The organism is Microcoleus sp. FACHB-1515, assembly GCF_014696105.1.
In the GTDB taxonomy this organism is placed as follows: domain Bacteria; phylum Cyanobacteriota; class Cyanobacteriia; order Elainellales; family Elainellaceae; genus JAAUTJ01.
In genome coordinates this window covers 65672-91142 of sequence record NZ_JACJPO010000044.1, presented here as the reverse complement: position 1 = coordinate 91142, position 25471 = coordinate 65672, and the positions used below count along the sequence as shown (strand labels likewise).

Sequence of the window (25471 nt, the reverse complement as noted above, 5' to 3'; positions counted from 1 at the left end):
GGTTGTTAGTGCTGATGGCGATCGCCTCTGTGGGCGTGGATGTGCCGAGGGCGATCGCGCAACAGGTTGAGACGGAAGCGATCGAGGCTCAAAACAGATCAGAAAGCGATCGAAACGCTGAAGCCGATCGCCTCTTTGACCAAGGTACTCAACACCGGGATGCTGAACAATTTCAAGAAGCTTTACAAGCTTTTCAGCAAGCATTAATTATCTATCGGGAAATTGACGATCGTTTAGGAGAGAGCATTACTCTCAGCGCAATTGGGTATGTGTATCTTGAAGATAACCAAGTCCAAGAAGCTTTACAAACTTTTCAACAAGCATTAATGATCGATCAGGAAATTCGCGATCGTTTAGGAGAAGGCATTTCTCTGAGGAACATTGGGGATGCATACCTCGAAATGGAGCAGTATCAGCAAGCAATTGAGTTTTACCAGCAGGCTTTGGCGATCGCGCAAGAAGTACAAGAAGTGCAAGAACTCAATGCTGGAACCTTTGAGCCTTATATTCTATTAAATATTGGCAGGGCTTATGATGGCCTTAACGATGGTACACAAGCAATTGAATATTTTCAAAGGAGCTTGGCGAGAGTCAGAGAGATAAATGCCCCTCTCATGGAAAGAGCAATTCTTAGTCACGTAGGATATTTCTACTACGATTTGGAGCAGTATGGGCAGGCACTTGAGTTCACTGAACAGGCCGTAGCTATCCGTGAGGAGCAGGAAAATAGAGATTGTATTCTATGCAGAATAGGGCTGCTTCACCGTCTTGGTCATATATATGAAATATTGAATCAACACGAACAAGCAATGGAGATTTACGAACAAACATTATCTCTTGCCAGGCGTATTAACGATCCCAGATGGGAGGGAGAAATACTTGGAGGTATTGCAAGAGTTTATGAGTCCCTAGAGCGATATGAGCGAGCTTTAGAGTTTTACCAACTGTCTTTAGAAATTGCTAGAAACGAAAACGATACCAGAGTAGAGGGATTTGTTCTTAGCAATATTAGCAACGTTTATTTTAGTTTAGGTAACTACAGCAAATCTTTGGAATTTAGCTTTCTAGCACTAGAAGTTCTTGAGCAAGAAGAGACAGATGGGTGCATTAGCTGTATCGGTCGCACTCTTAATCGAATTGGGCGAATTTACAACCAATTGAATCAAGACGATCGAGCATATGAGTTTTATCAACAAGCTCTCATTGTTGCAAGAGGAATTGGCGATCGCTTGAATGAAAAGCAAGCTCTTAGCAACCTTGCTGAACTGTTAGCAGCGCAAAATCAACCTGAATTGGCGATTGTTCTTTATAAGCAATCTGTCAACATTATCGAGGAAATTCGTCACGGCATCCGCAACCTACCGCTTGAACAGCAAGAATCATATGTTCAGAGCGAAGCAAACACTTATCGCCAACTTGCCGATCTCCTGATCTCGCAAGGGCGACTCGGTGAAGCGCAGCAAGTTCTGGAACTGCTCAAACTGCAAGAGCTTCGCGACTTTACCCGCAGTGCCGACGTAGGCGGAATATCAACGCAACTGCCCCTTGCCGATGTCGAGCAGCAAATGCTGGACGAGTTTGGGACACTCACCGCCTTTTCCCAGCGATTGCACGAGTGTGAGCAAAGTCAGTGTGCCGAGTTGAGTCAACTGCGCGATCGACTCGATGCCCGCACGATCGAATTCAACAACTCGATCGAACAATTGCGGCAAACTCTGCGCGATCGACTGGCGCAAGACCCCGGTTTCTTGAGTTCCGAAGCGCTCAACAGCACCGCCAGAGAAATTGTCACCGCCGAACCCGGAACCGTGCTGGTCTATCCGCTCGTGCTGGAAGACAAAATTCGGATTCTGCTGGCAATTCGATCGGGCGAAAATGGCGTGATTTTCCGCGCCTTTGAGAGCGATGTCAATCAGCAAGAGCTTTGGCAAACGGTTTCCGAATTTCGTCAGCAGTTAGGCGATACACAAAACGGCATTCCAACCACTGATATTGCCACCGTTCAGGCAACCGCACAACAGCTATACGATTGGCTGATCGAACCGCTGCAAGCGGAACTGCAAGGCCAAGAAGTTCAGCATCTCGTGTTTGCGCTCGATCGATCGACCCGCTACATTCCGATGGCCGCCCTGTTCGATGCCGATCGCCAGCAATATTTGATTGAGCAATATGCCGTCTCGACCATCTTGGCGGCTGAACTCACCGACATGAGCGATCGCCTTTCGCCCAATCCCGCTGACAACCCGGTGCTGGCGATGGGCGTGGCAATGTCGGTGGGAGGAATGCCGCCGCTCGCCAACGTGCCCACCGAGCTAAACGCGATCGTGCAGACGGGCGGAACCGATTCGCAAGGCGTGTTTCCCGGTGCGGAATTTCTCGATCGCGCCTTCAACTTTTCCGCCCTGCGCGACAATTTGAGCGGTCGCCGTATCCTGCACATCGCCACTCATGCCAAATTCCAGAGCGGTCGCCCAGAGGATTCATTTTTGCTCTCCGGCGATGGCGAAATTCGCATCGGTCGCATCCAAACGCTGGTCAACTATGGCCTTGATGACGTGCATCTGGTCGTGCTGTCGGCCTGCGAAACGGCAGTCGGCGGCCCTGACGAAAGCGGCATCGAAATTCCCGGCATCAGCTACTACTTCTTGCAAAACGGAGCGCGATCGGTGCTGGCCTCGCTGTGGCTGGTGAACGACCCTGCCACCAGTGCGCTGATGCAGCAGTTCTACGGCAATCTTGCAGGGGGCATGACCAAAGCCGAAGCGCTCCGACAGGCGCAACTCAGCCTGCTCAACGGCAATGCTGAAGCTAGCCGTGCCGATCGCTCCGGCGATGCAACCGTGACGGCGATCGACACTCGCACCGGACAACCGCGATCGAGCCTGGATGTCAGACATCCTTACTACTGGGCACCGTTCATCTTGATCGGCAACGGCTTGTAGACGACAGATTTCTATCTCGATCGAGCCGCCTGTTGAACTTCTAGAAGTTGAATGATTCGTTGCATTACTGTGTTTTGATTCTGAACCAATGCTTCTCGTTAGAGACGATATCGACGCATATTTGTAAATTTAGAAGGCTGAAGTCTGCATAAGTGATCAACTCCTGGCAATAGGTGAAAGTGAGCGTCGAACAGATATTTGCAAACAAATATTTGAAGTCAACGTTTCACGATTTCTTCGTCTCAATCAGGAGTTTTTTCAATGGTGAGAGTTGTCGGTTCGATCGCGTCCGATCGCCTGTTTGGTTCATTTGGCAACGATGAACTCTTTGGCCTCGGCGGAAATGATGTGCTCGTTGGTTCCGCTGGCAGCGACCTGATGGATGGCGCTACAGGCTTTGATGCTGTAGATTACAGCGGACTGGGACGCGCTGTGACCATTCTTCCCGGTGGAGCGATCGCCAAAAGCGGATTGGGAACCGATCGCATCAGCAGCGTGGAGCGGATCGTGGGGGCGATCGGTCAGGCCAATGCGATCGATGGGACAGGACGCGGCACAGCCAGATTTGACATCAACCTTGCTGCCAACCGTCTCACCGTCAACGGTCTGCCGGGAATCGGCACACTCTCGTTTGCCGTTGAGAATTTCGTCAATGTCCGAGGCACTGCCAACCGCGACATCATCAGCGGCAACTTCCTCAACAACTTCATCGACGGCGATAGCGGTGACGATGGGCTGTTTGGCGATGCAGGCAACGATACGCTCATCGGCAGAGGCGGCAACGACAGCATCAACGGCGGCAACGGCTTTGATTTGCTCACAGGCGACAGCGGCAACGATACGCTGATTGGTGCAGCAAACAGCGACACCTTGATCGGCGGTGACGGCATTGATGTGTTGCTCGGCACCAATAATGTGAATCGCGGCTTCAACGAGATCGACACTCTTACGGGCGGTGCGGGCAGTGATGGATTTGTGCTGGGCGATCGCTCTGGCGCGTACTACAAAGCTCAAGGTGCAGGCAACTACGCTCAAATCAACGACTTTGGCGCGATCGATCTGATTGTGTTGGGAACTGGAGAAGCCTATCAGGTGCGGCGAGATGCAAACGGCTTCGATTTGTTCGCCGTCACCAATGGCCTGAGCGAACTGATTGCAGATGTTCGCACCACTAGTTTCATCAGCCTGCCAACGGGAACCTTTCGACTTGCTTCTGGGCAAACCTTCGGCAACTTTGTGGGTGCTTGAATGGCAAATGAATGACTGGTGGGGGTGCGGTACTACCGTTACCCTGCCGCGATCGCCGCTTCAAATGGGGTCGTATTCGTTACGAGTTCCGAGAGATTTTTGACTGCGCGTCCGGCAAACGGCAAGCCGCGAAATTCAACACTTCGATCGCTCATCGGCATGCTTTACTCAATGCCCACATCGGCAAACACTCCGGTCAAGGTGTGTGGGTTTCGACGTGGCTGCGTGGCGGGTTCGGTGAGCGATTCGGCTGTGATGTTGTTGACGCGATAGCGCTGGGCGAGCCACTGCTGACCGTCATACAAAGCTGCCAGCGGAGTGTAGCGCAACTGCCCATCGGGAGCATACAGCAATGTTCGGTCTGGTTGGAATCGACGTTGGCGCGATCGACACCTAGGCATCATTGAGCCGCTATTCGGCCTGCCCAATCAGCGTAAAAGCTGCCCAGTTAAGCGGATCGGGATGCTGCTGCATCACGCTGAGCATTGCCTGTCGCAAAGCTTGCGCTTGATCGGGTTGCGTTTGCAGATTTTGGTAGAACTCAATCATCAGTTCGGCAGTCGGCGCGTCGGGCACCTTCCACAGCGACACCAGAATGCTTGGCACACCCGCCCGCATCAGCGATCGCGACAGGCCAACTACGCCATCGCCCGTAATCCTGCCCCGTCCGGTATCGCAGGCACTCAAGACGACCAAATCGGCGGTCAAGTTCATGCTGTAAAGCTCAGCACTCGTCAGCAATCCGTCATCTTGAGCAGAGGGAGAGAGGGCGATCGCACCTGGTGCATCCAAAACACCCGATTCTTGCGGGTCGCCGTATTCGAGCAGGCCATGTGTGGCGAGGTGAACGATCGCGGCAGTCTGCATCTGGCGCTTGACTTCGGTTTCGGTCGCCTGATTCCACAACAGCGGCTCAGTGCGGAATAGGTGCGCGATCGCTTCGGCCTCGGTTTCGGCTCCGGGCAAACTGGATAGCTGTTCACGCTCTGCTGTTTCTGGATTCCACACATCTGGCATCACGGGATTGCCCACGACCAAAACGGCATCTCGATCGCGCCTCGGCTGCATTTGGCGAGTCAGATCCAGCACTTGAATTGAGGGAGCCGTCAAGATGGTGTGGTCTTGAATCAGGTAGCGGCCTTGTGCATTCATCAAGGCGGGAAAGGGCACTAAAAACAGTTCACCTTGCGGAATAAAGATGACGCGATCGTTCTGATTGGTTGGCAGATATCGAGCGATCGGTTCAATCAGCAATTGATGAAGCTGCTGGAGGTCTTGCCGTTGTTGAGCTTGCTGCCGAGCGATCGCGTCTGCGGTAGGACGAGCAGAAACTGTTGCGCTGCGGCCTCTCGCCCCGATCGCGTCTCGACTGCTGGCAACCAGTTCAGAAAGCGGGCGATCGAGTGTGGAAAGATTAATGGCCTGAGCGTGAATTTCTCCGGTGGGTTGAATCACCCAAATATAAAGAAGACGACTGTTTTCGTCTTGATACTTGATGGTTGAATATTCAACAATGGTGGCTTGTTGAGCTTTGGCAATGCTTCGCAATTCATCAGCGGTTGGAGTTGCAATTGCAAAACGTTCAGTAGTTTGCACTCGTTGAGTGAGTAGATTGGTTAGCGCGATCGATCGTGCCCGCTCAGAAATTTCTAGCGCTGCTTCTGGCTGATTTTGAGCCATCAGCACACTTTGCAGCATCTCGTATACGAGTGTTTGTCTAGCAATTTCAGAGTTAGCAAGATTACCATCATCGGTTTGTAGTCCTGAGGAGTTCCATCCACCCCAGGTTTCCCAAATTCGCATCATGTCCCGTAACTTAACCTCAGCCTGCCTCAAGTCTCCATTTCCCCAGTATGCTTGCGCGAGATTTAGTAAACCTATGCTTTGGGAGAGCGGATCAGTCGGACTTCCTTGTTCTGCCAGCCTTTGATATTGCTCCAATACCTGAATTGCTTCAGCATAATTTCCTGATATCATCAGCGCTATTCCTCTCAGGTTCAGGTTGAGCATTAAACAATTGCGATCTGCTTCAGAATTGGCAGTGGTTGATGTTTCAAAAAGCTGTGCGGCTGTCTCGATCGAATCTTGTGGCGTCAGCAAAGAAACGGTTGGACATTCAAAGAGTTGTGCGATCGCGTCGGCTGGATTTTGCTGTATTTCAGTTGCCAGTCCCGTCATAAAATCTTCGATCGCAGCATCGCTTTCTTGTGCTTCTTGTGCTTCTTGAAGTAGCTCCTGTGCCGCGTTTAGCATGGGTTGATTGTCAAGCAATCTGGCGATATCAAGTGCTTGTTGCAGCGAAGAGATCGCTCTAGGGTAGTCGCGCTGCAATAAATATAATTGTCCCAGCGCTCCTAATGCATTTCCCTCTGTCTGAGGATCACGCAATTCACGCGCTAGATCGAGAGACTGCTGTAGAAAAATTTCTGCTTGAGTCGCGTTTCCTAAAAGTGTGTAAATGATGCCCAGATTGCCTTTTGCTTGTGCGATCGCTTGAGGAATGTTCAGGCGTTCATAAATTTCCAGCGCTTGCTGAGTGGATTGCAGCGCTAGCTCAAATTGTTGATTATGCTGTTGTACTATTCCTAAATTAAGCAAGCGATCGGCTTCTGCAAGTTCTGCTGCTTGTGCTGCTTGAGGAATCTGATCGCTTTGCTCTGCCATCGCCGTTTCTGCTGCCAAAGGAAGCGCAACAGGCAGAGCGATCGACATCAGCAACGTTGCAGCAAACCAATTTAGCAGGGGCAGACGCAAGCGCATGAATGGTTCTCCAGGTTTTGAGAGGGAAGGGTTTCTATTTTTGGGAGGCGATCGATTCAGCGTTTCAGTCGAGGTTGGCAACTGAAACGCTGATCGGGAAATTGGCGTTAGCAATGAGTTTAATGGATAGCCTGGACGCAAAGCAGATTACTCAAACCATCCAGCCTACCGCTGACCTAACCGAGTGCTGGCATTGGCCTGAAGCTGATCGAGGAGTTCCTGCGCCAGCGTCAGATTGGGGTTGATTTGCAAGGCTCGTTGAGCAGCCGCGATCGCTTCATCATTCCGCCCCAGATTCGTCAATGCCAAGCCCTTGTAGTACCAAACTCCTGCATTTTCAGGATTAATGGCGATCGATCGCTCCAGCGAAGTCAGTGCCGCCTCATACTGTCCCAATGCGCCTTGCACCCAACCGCGCCAATACCAGCCATCTGCATCTTCGGGATCAAGGCGAACCGCTTGATTAAACGCGGTTAAAGCTTCATCAAAGCGATCGAGATTCGCCAGCGTAATGCCGCGCTGATACCAAGCTAAAAAATCGTTGGGTTCTAGTTCCAAAGCGCGATCGAACGCGGCCAATGCTTGCTGTGCCTGGTTGGTTTGATCGAGCGCCATGCCTAATCCTACCCAGGTCACAGAAATCGAATCATCCAGATTGAGCGCTTGACGAAACGATGCGATCGCGTCGGGATAGCGTTCTAGTCCATTCAAAGCAAAGCCACGCGCCATCCAAACTTCAGAAATGGTTGGATCTTGCTCAATGATGCGATCCAATACGCTCAGCGCTTCTGCATACCGTCCGGCCACAAGCAGATCTGCACCCTGACGAATTAAAGCGGCGATCGAGCGGTCTTGATTCTGTGCGAGTTGAACGCGGGGCGCGATCGGTTTACCTTCAGCAGGTGTTTGGACAGTGATGGCAGCAGCAGGCGTGAAGGTTGAGGCAACGGTTGTAACCAGCGTAACAGCAGTGAATAATCCGGCTTGGAAAAGTTTCATCGGGATGTCCTCATTCAGGTTATCTGCTGCTACCTATTGCGGCGCGATCGACACCTATGCAGAGAACTGCAATTCGGCCTGCTACGCATTCATCACATTCTTAACATCTGTTTGAAATGCTCAAAATGTTGCTGTGTGCCGCGATCGCGGTCGTAGTTTTTTGGGCAGTGTGTTCGACGCTTAATGTCGCCCCTGCTGCGAATCGTCCGTCAAGTTTGAGATACGTCCTCACCCAATCGTAGGGATTGCTGCACATTGACGAGCGTGATTCTTTCGCGGTAAGCGCGGTTTCTTCGGTGTGTCTGGTGTTGAGTCTGGGTTGAGCGGGCGATCGCTTTCTGCTGCTTGGGTGGTGTGCGTGCTGTTCTGTGTCGCGATCGCCTCAACCCCGTCGATCGCGCTGCTCCCCGTAACGGCAATTCATTCGCTTGGTGTTGCGTTGGCAAGCGTCTTCTGTACGGTTAACCGCTTTACCATATAATCCAGTTCCGTCGTGTCTTGGATCGCCAGCAGCGTTGATTCGCCAGCCATCCGATCGACGCGCTTGGCCGCATGAGCACGAATAATCGCAGCCGCTTTCACCCGCCGATTTACACAAGAGTCATACATCTCCTGCATCGCCGACCGATCGCGACGCGCTTGCGCTACGCTCGCATTCGGCTTGGCAGCCAAATCTTCCACAATCGCAATCAGCCGTCGTGTGCGGCGGGCATCGCTGAAACCGACAGCGGCCAGTTCATCCGTCACCAAGAAAGATGCCATTAACGCAGAGCAAGGACATTATCCAATTTCTACACGCCTCAATCCCCCGCTACACAACGCTTTCACCGCGATCGAGCCAACCTCGCTGCCCATCTCGTGGGGAGACAAAACGAAATTGAATTTGGGACTCGACACCCAAATTACGGGTTTTTCATCAACTGACTAACATCTGCCTTAAAGGGGTCGCCTTGAGTTTGAGCAACATACCGTAGATGAATCACGACATCGGTGATGCGATCGAAATGCAAGCTGGGATTAGTTGCGATCGGCAGTTCAAGCTGCCATTTGGAAACGGCTCCTGTGTTCTCAAAGGGGAAGTAGGCTGTATCAAACACAAAATCCAGATTGAAGATGCCCAGGTCTGCATCGGAGCCAAATTTGGAAATGGCAATCTGTTGATGCGATCGCCAATCTTCGCGCAGAATTTTTTGGTCTGGGCGAGACGCGCCATCCACATTCATTAAGTATTTGACACCTTCCAAATTGGGCTGCAAGAGGAGTTGATTGCTGACCTGCGTAAGAGTGGCGTGAATGCCATCATAGGGACTATCCAGCCCGCCTTCTTCCAGGTGAATTGCAATTCCGATCGTTTTGATCTGTCGGCAATAGTGCCCGCGATAGTCTCGGTTGAACAGCTCCTCGGTTAAGGCAAAGTCACAAAATCCTGTTTCTTTAAGTTGTTCCAAAGCGGCTTCCAGCTTGGGCATTTGTTTAGGATGTTTGGCCGCTTGCTGAAGCGAAATTTGCTTTTCGATCGACAGCCAGCGACGGTCTTTATCCAAATTAAATTTCTCCATTCGGTGCAGATCGATCAGCAGCGATTCTCCAGCCAGCAAGCCTTTCCGCCGATTGTCCCAGTGTCCGTAGCTGATGAAGCTTTCTGTTGTGGGAAGTTCAAATTGCAGCGCTTTTTCGGTGGATTTTGCCAGGTTGTAGGCCAAATTGTATGCCTGGAAATACAGCGTCGAGAGGCGGCTGCTCATCCAGCTATAAAGTTCTTGATTGGTGTATTTGCTGCGATAGAACTCAGCAACTTGCTGTTGATGCTCGATCTCTTGCTTGTGAACAATCATCTCCGCATCAGCTTTGAGAATTTGGATTTGCGCCACCTCAATTTTTTTGTTGACTTCATCGAGTTCCAACCGCGCCAACGCAACTTCCTGCACCAACTCGGCAAAGTTGCGAACCGCTTCAGCCGTTTTGCTAACAATTTCTGCGCCCGTTTCAAGCCCTCCTGCGATCGCCTCTAGCCCCTCACATGTCTCACCAAAGAAATCTTTGACTGCACTCAACTTTGTCGTTGCCGTAAGTCGGGGGCTTCCTCCTGCACCTGACGCACCTAGCGTAGTATCGGGTGCTAATGCGCCGCCTGATCCGATGAATCTGAGTGGGGCTTGAGCAATTTTTAAACCTGCGGCTGCTCCCAACATGGCAATTTGAACTCCTTCGGCAACGGGCACACCGAGAACCAATCGGGCTGACCAAAAGCCAATTTTGGCATCGATGATTTTCTTACTTAGTTCGAGAGCTTCGAGTTCAGTTTGGGCGGCGTTGCGTTCGGCTTGTTTAACAGCAGTTGTGAGATCGAGAATGCGCTTTTCCTGGATGTTTTGCAGCACGGCTAAAGCTTCGCTGTCTTGACTTTGCAGAGCCGACAGGATTTTGTCGCCCAGATCGATCGTGGTTGCCACCATCTCTTTGGTTTTTTCCATCATTAGGGAAAACCGGAAGTAGGGCGCTTCGATCGATTGGTCTGCGAGTGCGCTGCCCAGACTGCCGCTTTGGGACAGGGCTTGGGCGAGGACTGCCGGATCGATCGGTGCCGAAAACAGCGCCAACTGGCGGAAAATCCCTTCCAAGCTGAGGCTGTGGCGAATTTTGTAGAGACGGTCTTCGACGCGATCCCAATATTTCGCGAACTGCTGATTTTCCGGGGTGCAAAAGCTGGTGGCTAGCGTATTGTGCGGATTGAAGGCAGAGGAGCGAGTGGAGATGCTGTCGCGAGTGGCAGGTCGATCGCCCTCCCCAATCAAAAATTCGGGAATGTCAGCTTCGCCATATTGCTTTTCCAGATGCCAGTAGGTTCCCACTTCCACAAACTTCTCGGCGGGTTTCAGGTCTGGTTTTGGCCCTAGCAAGCTGTAGCTGAGGACATACAGCATCGCCGCTTCGCCAATCGATTCGCGATCATCCTTTTCAAACAAGTTGTCGCCCCAATCGAGCAGATTGTCGATATATTTCATCACGATCGCCTTCTGGTAGGCATTTGCCCGCAGTCTGGCGATCGCATGAGGATCACCAGGATCTTCGCGATATTCGCCCAGGGCACGCGGATTGCTCAGCATATCGGCCAGCGTTTCCAGGCGTTCGCTGCGGAACGGTAGAAATCGCCAGTAGCGATCGCTGACGGGATTGGTGGCCTCTTGAGCCGTCGGATTAAACAAATAGTGATACCACTTTTGCGCCTCGGCAAATTTCTGATTGGCGTTCAGCTGATTGGCAATCAAAAACGGAATGTGGAAGAAAATTTCCCAGTAATACAAACCGTTCGCGCCGTTGAAGTCGAGCTTGTCGGTGACGCGATCGATCGCGGCCAGATCAAGATTGGGACTGTAGCGATCGAGTCCGCGCTCTGGCGTGTTTTGCGACTCCAGGCTGAGCAGCGCATCGACTCCGCCCATCAGCAGAGTTTCGCTGAGGTGATTGATCGCAAAGGTATTGAGGCGATCGAAGGCCAGCTTGAAGCTGGGGCGGGTGTAGGTGATGGCGTCGCTGGCAACGGTAGCTTTGAGCCGCGCATCGGGATCAAAATCGATCGAAACCGATTGCAGCGCAGCCACCGACGATCGCGCTTCGTAGCGCAGTCGAATTCGCTCTTGAGTGGTTTTCAGATCGGGCAGCATCGCCCGCAGCAAATACTGATCGTCTCCCGTGCCAAAAATGTACCAGCCCGGTTGATTGCCCACATCCGCGAGATCCGTTTCCAGGCGAGGCAAATTGGTCAGCAGCGAGTTTTGGCGGTTGAACTCGCGATCGCTGCTTTCAACTTGGTCTTGCATCCAGTCATTAAGCTGGCTGGGCGTCGCGCCATCCACCTTCATCAGGCTGCGAACCGCAGCGGGCAGGAGGCGCTGAACTTCATCTTGATTTCGTCCGGTCGCGTAGTCGTTGATGCTCAAGCCTGCTGTGAGCGCAATGTGCAGCCGTTCTAGGGACAAATCGAGATCGTAGTTTTTGGCGGTTTCGCTGGGTTTGAAGGTGAGATTGAAGGCTTTGTCTTCGGTCAAATTATTCCGCAGCGTTTTGATCAGGTCGCCATAAAACAAAATCAAGCGTTCTCGATCGGGTTCTTTGATCTCGACGGGAGCGGCTGCAAAGGTCAGCCGCGAATCGACCAGATTGATCAATGCCCAAGTCAGCGATCGATTCAGCGGCAGATAGAACGCGACTTCGGAGGCGGCTTTGCGCCGATAGCGAATTTTCTCTAGTTCATCGATTCCAGGCAGGCGGCGCAGCAGGCAAAAATCGCTCAGTTGCAGGGTGATCGCTGGAGTCGCAGTGGTGGAATGTTTAGCGATCGTCAGCGATTTGCGGGCAGGCAGAATCGCGCTGCTGAAAAATTCACTGGTTCGCGGTGTTCCCTGTTTGGTCAGGGGCGCAATCAGCGAGATGCGGTAGTTGTCTTCGCAGTAGAGCGTGACATTGTAGCCTTGTCGATCGTGCCAATAGTCGAAATGCAGCGCCATGTACTGCCAGCCTGCCGCCAAGTTCCATTCCGCGATCGAACGATTCCCCAGTTGCACTTGCAGCTTGATCTCTGTCGGACGATAGCCAGTGACAACGCCCATGCCGTTTTCAGCTTGGATGACAAATTCTCTAGCGTCATTCACCCGATTTTGAGCGTTTTGAAGTTGATCATTCAGTCCTTGTCGATCGCCATTAGAAATGGTATCCAGCGCGCCTCTGAGATTATTGACGGCAGTGTTCAACCGCGCACAAGCTTGACTCAATGCCTCGCGAGCTGGCTCTGGAAATTGCGCTGCTTCGCTGCTATAAAGCAGCGGCGAAACGGCTTCTAAAATATTCTCGGCTTGTTCGGTGTTGGTGTTAACCAATCCGCGCAGGCGACCCATATCGGTATCCAGTTGCGGGATAAGCTGGCGCAGATTGTCAACCGCTGTTTGAGCCGACTGAATTGCAACTCTGATCTGGCGAGGAATGATCGAATTAATGTTTCGAGAAATTGGAGTAGCCGCATTCGTAACTGTTACCTTGAGCGCACCATTGTCATAGTCAAACAAAGTAATGTGGGTGATGGCGTCGTCTTGGTCTGGCGTCGTCATCTCCACGAGGGCAGGATTGATCCAGGCTGCCCAAGTCAGCGTTGTCATATCGATCGCGCCCAAGCTCGTCGTGAGGTTAGTCTGCGCGTCCACCTGCAAGACTTTGGCTTTTTCTGTGCGATCGATCGCGGCAATGTCAGTATTGCCCGCCACCGCTTGAGAAAGTTCCAGGGCGCTTTGGGCATAAACGCGCTGCCACCGGAGCGAAAAAGATTCAACTTCGCTCAACTCGTTGGGCAGTTCTAGATAAGTTTGGGGCGCAATCCAGGTTTTGCCAAAGTTGTAAAACGAAAATTTAATCACGGGTTTGTAGACATCGATCGCGTCGATCATCGGTTCGCCCACCGATGTGCTAATCAAAATTTGCACCTTGCTGAGGTCTGTTTTTTCAACTAGATTGCCGCGATCGCTAAAGAAAGTTCCGTCCATTTCTTTGTTCGCCATTCGCTTGCCTTTTCGACCTTCCTTGACTTCATTGCCATCGCGAATTTCGTCATAAAGAAAAGGCACGGCTTTCTTGGATTTCACAAACTCCACCCAGAATAGAAACAGCCGATTGAAGCCAAAAATCGGCGTTACCCATTCGGTGTTCAGACCCAACTCAATTTTTGTCCAGGGTGTCCACTGCTCCATTTGCACGGTGAAGCTGCGGTAGTAAAACAGTTTGGGTTGAGTTTTCGTACAGCCAGTCAGATACAGTACGTCGCGCCGATCGATCGGATCGCTGACTCGATCGCGATACAAATAGCTGCCGACAATCTTCAAATCCGCGACATCCTGGAACTTATCGAGATAGTTTTTGTAGACTTTCTCAACCAGTTCCTGATTCATTTCGCCCTGCATCAACTCTTGCTGAAGTTCGGCAAATAAGGGCGTTTTGGTGCGGCGCAGTTCTGGTTCAATGTAGTTTTCAGGATACAAAAACACTTTGCGATTGGCCTCCCAAACGCGATAGTTTTTCATCCACTCCCACTGCTCGATCGCAATTGTTGTCGAGTCGATTCCCGCCTCCAAATTGAGTAAACAGCGCTGAATGTAAAGCTGAACGCTGGCGATCGCCTGCCCAATTCGAGAAGTTTGAACTTCGCTGCTGATTTGCGGATCAATTAGCAGGAATTCATACAGCAAATTCGCGTCTCGTCTACCCGAAAAATTCACGCCAATTTTAGTGAGTGCAACATTCAGCAGCGCGTCTCGCTTTTGCAGGGCTAGCTGGTCGCGAATCGGTTTGTAAATCGTTTTCCACTGGCGATCGTCTGGATAAGTTGCTCGCAAAACTTTCAGCAAATTGGCGGCATGGCGGCGATAGGTGGCGATGCTGAGATCAGGATTGGCAAGCTGAATCAGAAACGCAATATTGACGCCGATCGCCTGCGAAAGCTGCATTGCCGCTTGCAGTCGAGACAGCCACTCGATTCGATTCAGTGAAGTTCTGCCAAAGAAATTGATTAGCGTCGTCAGTTGCTGAGGTTCCCACTCAGTGAGGGCGACAATGCGATCGATCAAAATTGCAGCATCAACATCAGTGGGAAGCTGTAGCAGTTCTAACAGTCGATCGCTGGTGTCTTGAAATGCCGCTTGCAGTTGTTTGAACTGCATTAAATTTGATAAATCTGCGATCGAGAGATTGGGGAATTGAGTGACGCCAAAACTCGCCGGATGATTGAGCAAACCTTTCGCTTCTGAAGCCGTCAGCTTAAACCTTTGAATCGGATAAAGCAGTTGAATGACAGTGTTGAAATAGTGCTTCAAGGGAACAGGAATTGGCTGTTCATCCTGGGGAAACAGCGGAATTAGTTGTTCTGCGGTCAAAGTGGGGCGAAGGAAGTCGATCGCCGCCTGCATCACCTCTGCGGGAACCACAAACAGCGTCGTTAAACTGGATAGCAGAATGGCTTCAGCCTCAACCGAAGTGAGTTCGCGGGTCTGCGGCTGAAAAGTTGCAGCTAAGTTACGAATCGCTGATTCTGTTGGCGCGATCGAGCAGTCGTCTCCAGCGGCTTGCCGCAACAAGAATTCAGCAACCGAAAAACCTGCCTGCTGCAACGATCGAATTTGCGTTTGCAACGTCAAAATCAGCGGCAGGCTGATCACTTTTCGCAAGTTCAAATATTCCAGCAAAGACAAAAACTCGACAATGCTCAGTTGCAGCAGTCGCGCCGTTTCGACCAGTTGATACAGGAACGTCAGGTCAGCCGTGTCGATCGCGATCGCCGTCTTCTCGCCCTGCATCCACCGCACCAAACGGTTCAAGTCATCGCTCGAAATCCGCAACGCGCTGATCAGCCGCATCCGCACTTGGCGATCGCGATTGGGATTGGTTTCAGAGCCGATTTTCATCCAGCGCAGCGGGCGATCGAGCGGATAGCTGAGCCGCGACTGAGTGATGCCAGTTGGATTAAACGTTTGATCAAACAAGGTGCGATCGTCGTTTTTGCCCGTGAATTTGGGATTGTGCCAAAGGGCTGTGAGCCGATCGATCGGCAGATTCGACTCAGTTTGCAACTGTTTGATCACGGCCAAATTGCTGAGAGTTGCAGCGTTGAGATCGATCGCCCGTCGATGAGACGGCATCGACTGCACCACCTGCAAATCGTCAAAGGCTTTCGTGCCGTCTCCCAATGTCCAAACGCCGATCGTTCCCTGTCGGAGGCGATCGGGTGCATTGTCAACGGCGTCGATTTGCCACTGCGCGGGTTCTGCCTCACCTTCCGGCCAAATTTTGGCGCGAATTTGCGTTTGCGATTCCGTCTCCACCTCGATCGCGAAGCGGAACCAAACATTTGCCGCTAAGCGCACTTCAGAACTAACAATTCCCTGCAAAATCGGCAGCGTTCCGATCGGACGTTCGGCCAACAAATGCTGATTGGCAGCATCGCGAAAGACCAATTCAAACGGTCGATCTTTCATGCTCCGCAGTCGATAGTATTGCGGCGCGTTTGGATATCCGCTCAAAATGGTGACGCCGATGCCTGCATCTGCACTCGATGCCTGCAATCGTCCGGTGTAGCGATAGTTGCTCCAACTGCTAGAGCCGATTCCGGCGTAGTGAGAATGGAGATGATTGGCGGTGGATTGTGTTCCGAATACCATCCCGCCAGCCAGATCAAACGTGCTGAAAGCGTCGATCGCATCCGTTTTGAAATTGTCAGCCGTATCCACCCAATCTTGAGGATGCAAGTTTGGTTCAGTGGCAAAATCAGTGGCTAGCAAAATGCGATTCTCAGTTAAATTAGGAGCCGCGACAAAAGGCGAATCACCCTCAGAATGCACGTCCGATCGCATCAAGCTAAAGCGGAACAAACGTCCATGATTTTGATTGGCAGAAGTGTCTAAAAACACAAAGCGATCGTCTGCCCAAATGCCTTGATTGGGGTCAAGCGGCCAGTCAGCAACCAGTCCATTTGTGGGTTCGCTCACTTGATGCTGAGCGATCGATGCGACATCCTGCACCCCGTCCCAAATTCGGACGGATTTGATAAACCCGTTGAAGCAGGCGTCTTGGCCGTCTTTGCCAATGTTTAGCTCGCTGCCCGCTGGGGTAATTGCTTGAATTGCCTCACCAAGCTGCAAGACTCCAGGCTTGCCGTTGAACTCGACGCGATCGTCTGCAACGGTAACAATCACATGGCTGAATTCGCCCAGCGCAATTCGATCGACGCTTTGCACTTCATACTGGGCAGTTTTTAGCCGCAAGAAGTTAGTTTCATCCAAATACAGCAGAAAATGCAGGGTTCGATCGCTGCCCTTAAACAAAATCGGATTCATGCCCGATCGCAACGGACAAATCTGCGCTTCCAAAGTGAAACTAACCAAATCGAGGGAATGAACGTCCCGACAGGCCACGTAGTCGCCATCGCCATCTAAGCGCAAGACCAATTCCGGCAAATCAATTGATTGCAGCGATCGCAGCGCTCCATCCAAATCGGCAAACGACCAGCCCAACTGCCGCGACAGCTTCAAAAATCGATAGATGCGATCGAGCCGGGGCAGCGTCAGGTTCAGCAGTTTCTCCTCGGTGGAATTGGCCGGATCAGCGGGCGCAATTGCCAAAGGCGGCAGATCGTCTGCATTGATAAAAAATGTTTGCATCCAGCCCAGCGTGACTTCCGATCGATCCAAATCTTGGAACAGTAACTCGTCCAACTGGCGGCGCGTCAGTCCCGTGCGATCGAGGAATTGGGAAACGCGATCTAGCCCTGCCAAATTTTGCTCGCTGAGATTTTCACTGCGATAAATCTCAGCTAAGGTTGCCGCCGAAAACGCCTCAGCCGTCAGCAGCGCCATGTCAGCAGGAGACAAGGCTAGCTGTTCTTGCACCCGCAGATCATTGATCGCGAGCGATGCTGCTGACGTTGTTTCGATCGAACAGGTCGCCGTCACTGGAGGCAGCGGGCTAAACACCTGATAGATTTCATCCAGGCTGATTTTGAAAGGCTTTAAATAGCTCCGCACTTCTTGCAGCGGCAAATTAAACGGCAAAGACATGGGAAATTTGGCTTCTGCCATGCCTGCGTACAGATCGGCCTGTGGAGAATTTGAGTCGATATTGAACTGCTCTAAAACTTCATTCACCAAATCCACAGACAAAATCATCTGGTTGGTGTTGTCGCAGTCTAGCGGCATTGTCCACAAATCCGGTCTGCGATCTTGCAGGCGGCAACTGTCAGGAATATTAGAATTTTTTTGGAGAATATTCGCTTTAACAAATCGCATTAAATCGACAAAATAAGCGGCTGGGCTAAGAATGGATTGACATTCTTCGCACTCAACGGCGACGCGCTGATCAAACAGGCGATCGTATCCTGGAATCGACTGTTGATGATCAATAAAATCAGTTGGAATATTGTTAAACAAAGTCGCCTGAAAGAACGGCGAAGCAGCAGTATCTTTAACGTTTGCCCACATCAGCACCGCTTTTTCGTTCAGTAAAAAGGCGAACTGATAAACTTTTTGCGCCTGTTCCACGCCACCTGCAAATGCGATCGCGTAAGTTTGCACAAACGCATCTCGACTGATTTCAACAATCGAACGAATTGATCCAGCAGCGGGATATTGAGCTTGAAACTGCTCTAGTGCTTCTCGCTCATTCAAACCTGCTGCGATCGACATCGCTTTACTCCTTTTTCAGGATTTAACTTACCTATACTAAGGCCGACTTTGTATCGTATGCCACCTAAGTTTTAATAAGTTTTGATAGCGATATGAAAGTGTTGCTTAACAGTCTGTGATTCGTTTCCCTTTCATCTGATGTGAATTATCAAAAAATATGGCGCGATTCCTAAATCAATGGCACAATCGGTCAATGCGTCTTTGAGTGAGCGTTTCAACTTCTAATAACCTAAGATAAGCTGTGTTTAAGCGGCGGTGACTAGAAGTGGGCTAGAAGCCTAAAACGCTACACGAGCTTGCATTCTCAATTTTCAAGAAGAACGACTTTCGCTAGAAGATGCAAAGGCGATGCAACGGGCAAAGCGCAGATGATTGAAAGCGCATAGAAGTATCGATTGAACCAGTAACTGATAATTCCGAACGTTCTGCTTTGAGTTGCAAGATCGCCTCCGATGAGCGCAAACGGATCGGCGATCGCTCAGCGTCACTGTGAAAATTCTGCTCATTGAAGCGCTAGAAGCTAGAGACAGCCAGCACTCGTGGGAAATCGATCAAGTTCAGGTCAGCAGCTCAAACTCAAGCAGGCTCAAAGCATTCCGATCGCGTTAGGCGAATTTGCGCCAGCGTAAACACAACCGGGATTACTCGTCCGTAGTTGGTAGCGATCGTGCGCCAGCCCAAATCTGCCACAAACCAAGTCCACAGCGCAGGTCCCAGCAGGGCAAACGCCGTTCTCACCGCACCATAGCGAGCCGCATTTACAGCCATGCCTCGCGTCGCCATCTTCACGGCCACCTGCCCTTGAATCTGAGCCGCGATCGCCCCACTGCCCTGAACTGCTGCCTGCTTTGCCACTTCATAGGTGGCCGCATGAATGGCAAACTGACGCGCAATTTGACTGAGTACCCAAGGCCGCACGACTGAGGTAACAGCGATCGCACTTCCTCCTTTCAAGATGAGTTTGAGCGGATCTTGCTGAAGCGCAGGCGTCAGGCGTTTGTCAGCAGGCATTTGGGCGATCGATCGCTGCACTCTGGCAGTCAACGCTTGCTGCTCCGCCTTGGGCAGTCGCTTCCAAACATAGCCCAGCAGATGCAAAAACACTTCCGCTTCTAAGTCTTCGGTGGCAAGGCGATCGGAATATTGAATCTTGAGATGCCGACAAACCTGAATCAAAATTTGCCGATAGCTGACCTGCCGAGTTTGGCCGCGCAAAACGGTAAAGCCATCTGCCGCCAAAAAGCGAAAGCGCTGCTCTAACGCATCGAGCCACAGCTTGCGGTCTTGAGACTGAACGGCGATCGGTTCTGGCGCACACATGTAGTCAAGCGGGTTAAATTTGCGACAAAACAAAATATCCGTCAACGCCTGCAATTCTTCTTCGTTGGCAAGCTCTAACCCCGTTCTTAACTCGTCCATCTGCTCTCCTCCGATCGCAATTTGCGCCTGCTCTCATAATTCTACAGAAGTTCAAAGAGGGCAGGAGTTGTGCAGCTAAGAAAAACGGGCGATGCGGCTAGAAGCAAGCGTAAACTGCTTCAGGCGGATCGCAATCCGCACGATGCGCTAGCAGTGGAGCGGGCGAAATGCTCAGCATCAAGTGATATCTAGCGGCAGAACGTGGGTTAGCCGTTGTTTTTGGGCAAACTGTTTTTGGGCAAACTATTGTCGGCGCAGTCGATCGAAGCTGCCTGCTATGAGCGCATTGCTCAGCAGCCTGCAAGAAACCGTATCGAAAATGTTTATACCAGGCACAATTTTCTGATATGGTCATCCCGCCACAATAAAGTGCGTGAAATCACTAGGGCGTGTGTTAAAAGCTCTAGTAAGGCGTGGAGGGTGTGGGATCGATCCCCCTGTCCCCTTGAGAACCCGGACTTTGAGCGGTGGTTCGGCTCTCTCCTTTTTATGGGGTGGGGAGGATCAGGCGGTTTGAAATCACGCCCTAGCACAAGCTTTGCGATTCGCCGCTATTTGTTGGATTGTCTAGCAGTGAAAATCATTGGGACTGGAATGTTTGGGCTGGAAGCGATTTTCACAAGTTCTTGCGATCCTGTGCTGATATTCCTCATCGGCTGGCTAGGCTGTGCTTTACTGTTGATTTGCGCGATTCGACTCAATCGACGGTCTGCGAGCGATCGCCTCAGTGCAATTCAACTGCAAGCTTTCATTGACAACATTCCTGCCCGCGCTTGGATTGACGATAGCGAAGGGCGAATGCTCTACTGCAATGTGCAGTATCAGCGATCGAGTCCGGCAGACAGCACGATCGGCAAATCGCTGTTTGAGCTGTATCCCGCCAAGTTTGCCCAGCAGTATTACGACAGCATTCAAAAAGTGCTGCAAACCCAGCAGCCGATCGAAGTAATCGAACAAGCGATGCGCCCAGACGGATCAGTTGCCGATTTGATTGTCTACAAGTTTCCAATCACCAGCAGCGGCAAACCGCTCGTCGGCGGTATTGCATTTGACATTACGGCTCAGATGCAAACGCAAGCTGTGCTAGAAACGCTCAATCGCAAAGAGCAAACGCTCAATCGCGTCATTCAAACAATTCGCAATTCGCTCGAAATCAAGCCGATTTTTGCGATCGCCGCTCGCGAAATTGCCAGCCTGCTGAACGCACAGCGCGTTTCGATCGTGCAGTATTTTCCTGAAGAAAAGCTGTGGCACAGAGTGCTCGAACATCTGCAAAATTCCAGCAGCTACGCGCCGACGCCCCAAGACATTCCCGACGAAAACAATCCGATCGCCGATCGCCTCAAGCGCGGCGAAACCGTTTGCATCAACGACGCCCAAGCGCTGCAAGATGACATCAATCAATCGCTCGCGCAGCACTATCCGGGGGCGTGGCTGCTGGTTCCCTTGCCGATTGGCACGTCGGTTTGGGGCTGTTTGACGCTTCAGCGGACGCGATCGCTTTCGCCCTGGCAAGAGTGGGAACTTGATTTTATTCACACCGTTTCCGAACAGTTGGCGATCGGACTTCAGCAGGCGCAGCTTTACGAGCAGATGCAAACGCTCAATGTTGCTCTAGAGCAGCAGGTGCAAGAGCGCACTGAACAGCTTCAGCAAGCCCTGGTTCTGGAAGCCGCACTGAAACGCATTACTGACAAGGTGCGCGACTCGCTGGACGAAGGTCAAATTTTGCAAACTGCCGTTCAGGAACTTGGTGGCCTGCTGAATGTCACCTCTTGCGATACGGCGCTGTACGATCTCGCGCAGCAAACTTCCACGATCGCCTATGAATACGTTTCTGATGCATCGTTTGTTGCCTGCGGAACAATCATACAAATGTCCGATTATGCGGAAATGTATGCTCAGCTTTTGCAGGGAGAATATTTATACTTTTGCCCATTCAACATCACCCAGGTGCATCCGCTCCACGATCGCGTGCCGCTGCTGGCCTGTCCGATCGTTGAGGATCAGCAAATTCTGGGCGATCTGTGGTTGTCGAAGCAGCAGGGCGAAGAATTTAACGAACTGGAAATTCGCTTGGTGCAGCAGGTCGCCAATCAGTGTGCGATCGCGCTGCGACAGTCGCGCCTTTATCAAGCTGCTCAGCTACAGGTCGATGAGCTTGCCCGCCTCAATCAGCTTAAAGACGATTTCCTCAGCAGCGTTTCGCACGAACTGCGAACCCCCATGTACAGCATTAAGCTCGCCATCGATATGCTGGAGCGCTGTTTGAACGAGCCGCGCACTGCCGAACGCTATATGCAAATTTTGCGAGATGAATGCGATCGCGAAACAGAACTGATCGACAATCTGCTGGATCTCTCGCGGCTTGAAGCCAAAACCGAACTCGTTTTGCCAACCACGATCGCCCTGCGACCTTGGCTTTTGCATCTGGCCGAAGCTTTTGTCGAGCGTACCTGTCAGCAGCAGCAAACCCTACAGTTCGATTTGCCTGCTGATTTGCCGCTACTCACAGTGGATTTTTCCCAGCTCGATCGCATTTTGACCGAACTGCTGCACAACGCTTGGAAATACACTCCGATCGGTGAGGCGATCGTGCTGATGGCACACGGTGACGAAAATCAGGTGCAAATCTGCGTCAAAAATTCTGGAGTCGAAATTCCGCTCGCGGAGCAAACACGCATTTTCGACAAGTTCTACCGCATTCCCAGCAGCGATCCCTGGAAGCACGGCGGCACAGGTTTAGGCTTGGCACTCGTCAAACGGCGCGTTGAACTGCTGGGCGGCTCGATCGCTGTTGACAGCAAATTAGGCTGGACAAGTTTTACTGTGACGCTGCCGCGATCGTCCGATTAAACGCACGACTTGCGATCGAAATTTTACAGGCTATGTCGATCGAATTGCAGCCGAAACCCGCGCTGGGGCATGTTCAGGGCATCTTTATGACTTCGCCAATTATAGGGGATAGCCAATCCTAATTCTTAGTCTTGATGCTGCGCTAGGGCGTGTTTTAGAAGGCATTGATCCTCCCTAACCCTCCTTGCTAAGGAGGGAACCGAACCGCTCGAAGTTTCCCTTTTTAAGGGCGATCGATTCCTGCGGACAAGCGAAGCTGATCCGTAGCGGATCGTCCGCCATCCACCGTTCCAGAATTGTTACAGCACGTCCTAGGGGATCAGGGCAAGGGTTGTCAGGTAATGCAGTCTATTCACTTCAATTCGAGCGCTCAAATCAAAAAATAAAAAATTTCTTGAATTTCCTCTAGACAAAACTTCAATAACTTGGTACAAGCGTTCTTATGGTGCGATACAATTGCCCTATCACGTCGCCCATCTAAAATCTTATGGAACGTCTTACTGAAGTTCAGCAACAGCTTTTCGACTGGCTCGTTGAATATATCCGGCAATATCAGCATTCCCCGTCGATTCGGCAAATGATGAAGGCAATGGGATTGCGATCGCCCGCTCCCATTCAAAGCCGTCTGGAACATCTCCGCGCCAAAGGCTACATCGACTGGACAGAAGGCAAAGCCCGCACGATTCGGATTTTGCGTCCGCAGGGCATTCCGATCCTCGGTGCGATCGCTGCTGGTACAGTCGTCGAGTCCTACACGGACACCGTTGAAGTGCTCGATTTTTCCAGTTCGTTCCTTCAGCCGCAAGATTTTGCCCTGCGCGTGCGCGGCGACAGCATGATTGACGCTTTAATCGACAGCGGCGATGTGGTAATTATGCGGCCTGCCGTTGACCCAATGGCGATCAAAGACGGCACGATCGTCGCCGCTCGCGTTGATGGCGACGGCACCACGCTGAAATATTTCTACCGCAAGGGTATGAAAGTCACGCTCAAGCCAGCGAATCCGCGCTATCCCGTCATGGAATACACCGCTTCTCAGGTGGAAGTGCAAGGATTGCTGGTTGGCGTTTGGCGCGGCTATTCGCCAGCCTCTTAGCAACTGCGCCCGTCCTCGATCGAAACCGCCAAGCGCTTGTCCGTCTTGGTGATGATTGCGTTTGCCAAGATTCGGGGTTCAATAAGAATTAAGTCGCTCCTGTGCGCCGAGCGCATCTTTGTCCATGCAACCCCTGACGAAACCGCAACAGCAACTTTATGATTGGCTCGTTGCCTACATGCACGAACACGAGCCAACGCCCTCCATCCGCGAAATGATGGAGGCGATGGGGCTGCGATCGACCTCGGCGATTCAAAGTCGCCTGCAATATTTGCACGACAAGGGCTACATCATCTGGAATAAAGAAAGCGAAGGCAAAAGTCGGCGCACCCGCATCCACATCTGCCAGCCAGAAAAAGCTGCGCGTCCTGCTGAGCGATCGGGACTGCCAATTTTGGGCACGATCGCGGCGGGCTATCTGGTTGAGCCGTTTACCGATGAAGTTGAGCAGCTTGATTTGCCGCAGCTTTTTCAGCAGCCCGAATGTTTTGTTTTGCAGGTCGGCGGCGACAGCATGATTGACGACCACATTCTCCCCGGTGATTTTGCTATTTTGCGGCGCGTATCAGAACCGCATCAAATTCGCAACGGCACGATCGTCGCCGCACAGGTGCGCGGTGAAACGACGCTGAAGCGCTTCTACCGCGAAGGTAGTTCGATCTGGCTTAAACCTGCCAATCCTGCTTATGAGCCGATCGCCGTTAATCCAAAGGATCTGGAAATTCAAGGCGTTCTGATTGGGGTTTGGCGACCGCTGGCTGGCAGTTCGATGGGTCGCTAATTTAAAATCCCGCTTGTAGTAGAAGTCAGTCGCGATCGCAATCCTTAAAATCAAAAGAAAGTTTGAGCTAGACGATCGCGTGAGTTGGAGAATTGCACGGAAATTAGCGATCGCTTGGCAGCAGTCGGGCGTCATTCCCTACCGTTGGCGAGACGGACAGCTTGAGGTTTTGCTCATCACAACGTCGAGCGGCAAACGCTGGGTGATCCCGAAGGGCAACGTTGAGATCTTGATGTCGCCTGCTGAATCTGCCTGCAAAGAAGCCCGCGAAGAAGCAGGCGTTTTGGGCACAATAATCAAGCCTGCGATCGGCTCCTACGACTATCGCAAGCGCGGCTTCACCAATCGCGTTCAGGTGTTTTGGATGCGAGTTGAAACCGAACTTGAAACTTGGGAGGAAGCGTCCTTTCGTCGTCGCCGCTGGATGAGTTTGGAGCAGGCGATCGAGCAAGTTAAACCGCCACTCAAAGATTTTTTAGGGACAATCAAAGATTCGATCGTCCCCCTTTCCTAAAGGTTGCGCTGGTAGTCTTGCAGCAGATTCACAAGTTGATTTTGCGAACTGCTGGGAATCAAATCAGCAAGCGGCACTTCTCGCTTGCCACCGCCTAAACTCACCGTGATGCTGCCCAGCGTTTCTTCCACCTGACTGCGCGAGAACGAACCGGACTGCAACAGCGGATAGAACCGTTCGGCCAGCATGGTGTGTAAATGGGCATCACGAAGATACAGATGCCATTTTGCGACATCCATGTAGACATTTTCGCCAATTTCGGCGGCAAGCGCTTCGATCGCCTCACTGGTGCTGGAATACGCCATTTCTACGCTCCCAAAACAGTAACTTTTGCTTCAATTTTAGGAAAGCGGCGGGCGATCGATCGCCCTGCTTCAGGAAGATTTGGGCTGCTTGGAATCGGAATAGTCGGCGATCGCAAAGATGTAAACGCCATGTGAGAGCAGCAGCAGCGCCCAACCGCCCGTCAGCCAGAGTGTCCACTCCCAAGTGGCGGCATTCAAAATCCGAAAGAACCACGCGCCCGAATTGCAGGCAGCAAAAATGGCAACATGAACCGCAAAATTCATTCGATCGTCCAGCTTGCGGTAGGCGGGATCATTGCGATCGGGTTGGCGAGGCCAGCGAGGAGGCATAAAA

The 25471-nt window shown here is 51.7% G+C and carries 14 protein-coding genes; 6 read left to right on the top strand and 8 right to left on the bottom strand.

All coding sequences use genetic code 11. The features are described from left to right. Window positions 1-14: 14 nt before the first annotated feature. Window positions 15-2942, top strand: coding sequence for a CHAT domain-containing protein (locus H6F67_RS15575; RefSeq protein WP_190767542.1), 2928 nt, complete (start codon window positions 15-17; stop codon window positions 2940-2942). 261 nt (window positions 2943-3203) lie between these two features. Continuing rightward, window positions 3204-4190, top strand: coding sequence for a calcium-binding protein (locus H6F67_RS15570; protein ID WP_190767569.1), 987 nt, complete (start codon window positions 3204-3206; stop codon window positions 4188-4190). Between the two features lie 164 nt (window positions 4191-4354). On the opposite strand, the gene H6F67_RS15565 is transcribed toward H6F67_RS15570, so the two are convergent. The 6 genes from H6F67_RS15565 to H6F67_RS15540 all read right to left on the bottom strand — a co-directional run bounded on the left by H6F67_RS15565 (window position 4355) and on the right by H6F67_RS15540 (window position 19585). Further along, window positions 4355-4594, bottom strand: a complete 240-nt coding sequence (locus H6F67_RS15565; RefSeq protein WP_190767541.1) for a CHAT domain-containing protein — start codon at window positions 4592-4594, stop codon at window positions 4355-4357. A gap of 7 nt (window positions 4595-4601) precedes the next feature. Further along, complete coding sequence (locus H6F67_RS15560; RefSeq protein ID WP_190767540.1) at window positions 4602-6950, bottom strand: CHAT domain-containing protein; 2349 nt, start codon at window positions 6948-6950, stop codon at window positions 4602-4604. A gap of 165 nt (window positions 6951-7115) precedes the next feature. Continuing rightward, window positions 7116-7949, bottom strand: a complete 834-nt coding sequence (locus tag H6F67_RS15555; protein WP_190767539.1) for a tetratricopeptide repeat protein — start codon at window positions 7947-7949, stop codon at window positions 7116-7118. A 420-nt stretch (window positions 7950-8369) separates the two neighbouring features. Next, window positions 8370-8711 (bottom strand): transposase DNA-binding-containing protein, encoded by a 342-nt coding sequence (locus H6F67_RS15550; RefSeq protein ID WP_190767538.1) that lies wholly within the window; start codon window positions 8709-8711, stop codon window positions 8370-8372. Window positions 8712-8851: 140 nt separating this feature from the next. Then, the gene (locus tag H6F67_RS15545) at window positions 8852-18166 is read right to left on the bottom strand and encodes a neuraminidase-like domain-containing protein (protein WP_190767537.1); all 9315 of its coding nucleotides are present in this window, start codon (window positions 18164-18166) and stop codon (window positions 8852-8854) included. Between the two features lie 576 nt (window positions 18167-18742). Next, complete coding sequence (locus tag H6F67_RS15540; RefSeq protein WP_190767536.1) at window positions 18743-19585, bottom strand: YaaW family protein; 843 nt, start codon at window positions 19583-19585, stop codon at window positions 18743-18745. Window positions 19586-20158: 573 nt separating this feature from the next. On the opposite strand from H6F67_RS15540, the gene H6F67_RS15535 reads away from it, so the two are divergent. The 4 genes from H6F67_RS15535 to H6F67_RS15520 all read left to right on the top strand — a co-directional run bounded on the left by H6F67_RS15535 (window position 20159) and on the right by H6F67_RS15520 (window position 24832). Further along, entirely contained in the window at window positions 20159-22441 is a 2283-nt protein-coding gene (locus H6F67_RS15535) for a GAF domain-containing protein (protein ID WP_190767535.1), read from the top strand. 487 nt (window positions 22442-22928) lie between these two features. Continuing rightward, window positions 22929-23537 carry a transcriptional repressor LexA gene (lexA, locus tag H6F67_RS15530; RefSeq protein WP_190767534.1) on the top strand — a complete coding sequence of 203 codons (609 nt, stop codon included), beginning with the start codon at window positions 22929-22931 and terminating at the stop codon, window positions 23535-23537. Between the two features lie 124 nt (window positions 23538-23661). Next, entirely contained in the window at window positions 23662-24318 is a 657-nt protein-coding gene (gene lexA, locus H6F67_RS15525; RefSeq protein ID WP_190767533.1) for a transcriptional repressor LexA, read from the top strand. Between the two features lie 79 nt (window positions 24319-24397). Continuing rightward, complete coding sequence (locus tag H6F67_RS15520) at window positions 24398-24832, top strand: NUDIX hydrolase (protein WP_313926838.1); 435 nt, start codon at window positions 24398-24400, stop codon at window positions 24830-24832. Here H6F67_RS15520 and H6F67_RS15515 read toward each other — a convergent pair. After that, the gene (locus tag H6F67_RS15515; RefSeq protein ID WP_190767532.1) at window positions 24829-25137 is read right to left on the bottom strand and encodes a DUF3181 family protein; all 309 of its coding nucleotides are present in this window, start codon (window positions 25135-25137) and stop codon (window positions 24829-24831) included. The genes H6F67_RS15520 and H6F67_RS15515 overlap by 4 nt on opposite strands. A 69-nt stretch (window positions 25138-25206) precedes the next feature. Beyond that, window positions 25207-25467 (bottom strand): 2TM domain-containing protein, encoded by a 261-nt coding sequence (locus tag H6F67_RS15510; protein ID WP_190767531.1) that lies wholly within the window; start codon window positions 25465-25467, stop codon window positions 25207-25209. Between the last annotated feature and the right edge of the window lie 4 nt (window positions 25468-25471).

Bases quoted from the DNA above. Each gene is read 5' to 3' on its own strand.
- H6F67_RS15550 (WP_190767538.1), bottom strand. From the start codon at position 8,711: ATGGCATCTTTCTTGGTGACGGATGAACTGGCCGCTGTCGGTTTCAGC.
- H6F67_RS15510 (WP_190767531.1), bottom strand. From the start codon at position 25,467: ATGCCTCCTCGCTGGCCTCGCCAACCCGATCGCAATGATCCCGCCTAC.
- H6F67_RS15560 (WP_190767540.1), bottom strand. From the start codon at position 6,950: ATGCGCTTGCGTCTGCCCCTGCTAAATTGGTTTGCTGCAACGTTGCTG.
- H6F67_RS15555 (WP_190767539.1), bottom strand. From the start codon at position 7,949: ATGAAACTTTTCCAAGCCGGATTATTCACTGCTGTTACGCTGGTTACA.
- lexA (WP_190767533.1), top strand. From the start codon at position 23,662: ATGCAACCCCTGACGAAACCGCAACAGCAACTTTATGATTGGCTCGTT.
- lexA (WP_190767534.1), top strand. From the start codon at position 22,929: ATGGAACGTCTTACTGAAGTTCAGCAACAGCTTTTCGACTGGCTCGTT.
- H6F67_RS15515 (WP_190767532.1), bottom strand. From the start codon at position 25,137: ATGGCGTATTCCAGCACCAGTGAGGCGATCGAAGCGCTTGCCGCCGAA.
- H6F67_RS15545 (WP_190767537.1), bottom strand. From the start codon at position 18,166: ATGTCGATCGCAGCAGGTTTGAATGAGCGAGAAGCACTAGAGCAGTTT.
- H6F67_RS15540 (WP_190767536.1), bottom strand. From the start codon at position 19,585: ATGGACGAGTTAAGAACGGGGTTAGAGCTTGCCAACGAAGAAGAATTG.
- H6F67_RS15570 (WP_190767569.1), top strand. From the start codon at position 3,204: ATGGTGAGAGTTGTCGGTTCGATCGCGTCCGATCGCCTGTTTGGTTCA.
- H6F67_RS15575 (WP_190767542.1), top strand. From the start codon at position 15: ATGGCGATCGCCTCTGTGGGCGTGGATGTGCCGAGGGCGATCGCGCAA.
- H6F67_RS15565 (WP_190767541.1), bottom strand. From the start codon at position 4,594: ATGATGCCTAGGTGTCGATCGCGCCAACGTCGATTCCAACCAGACCGA.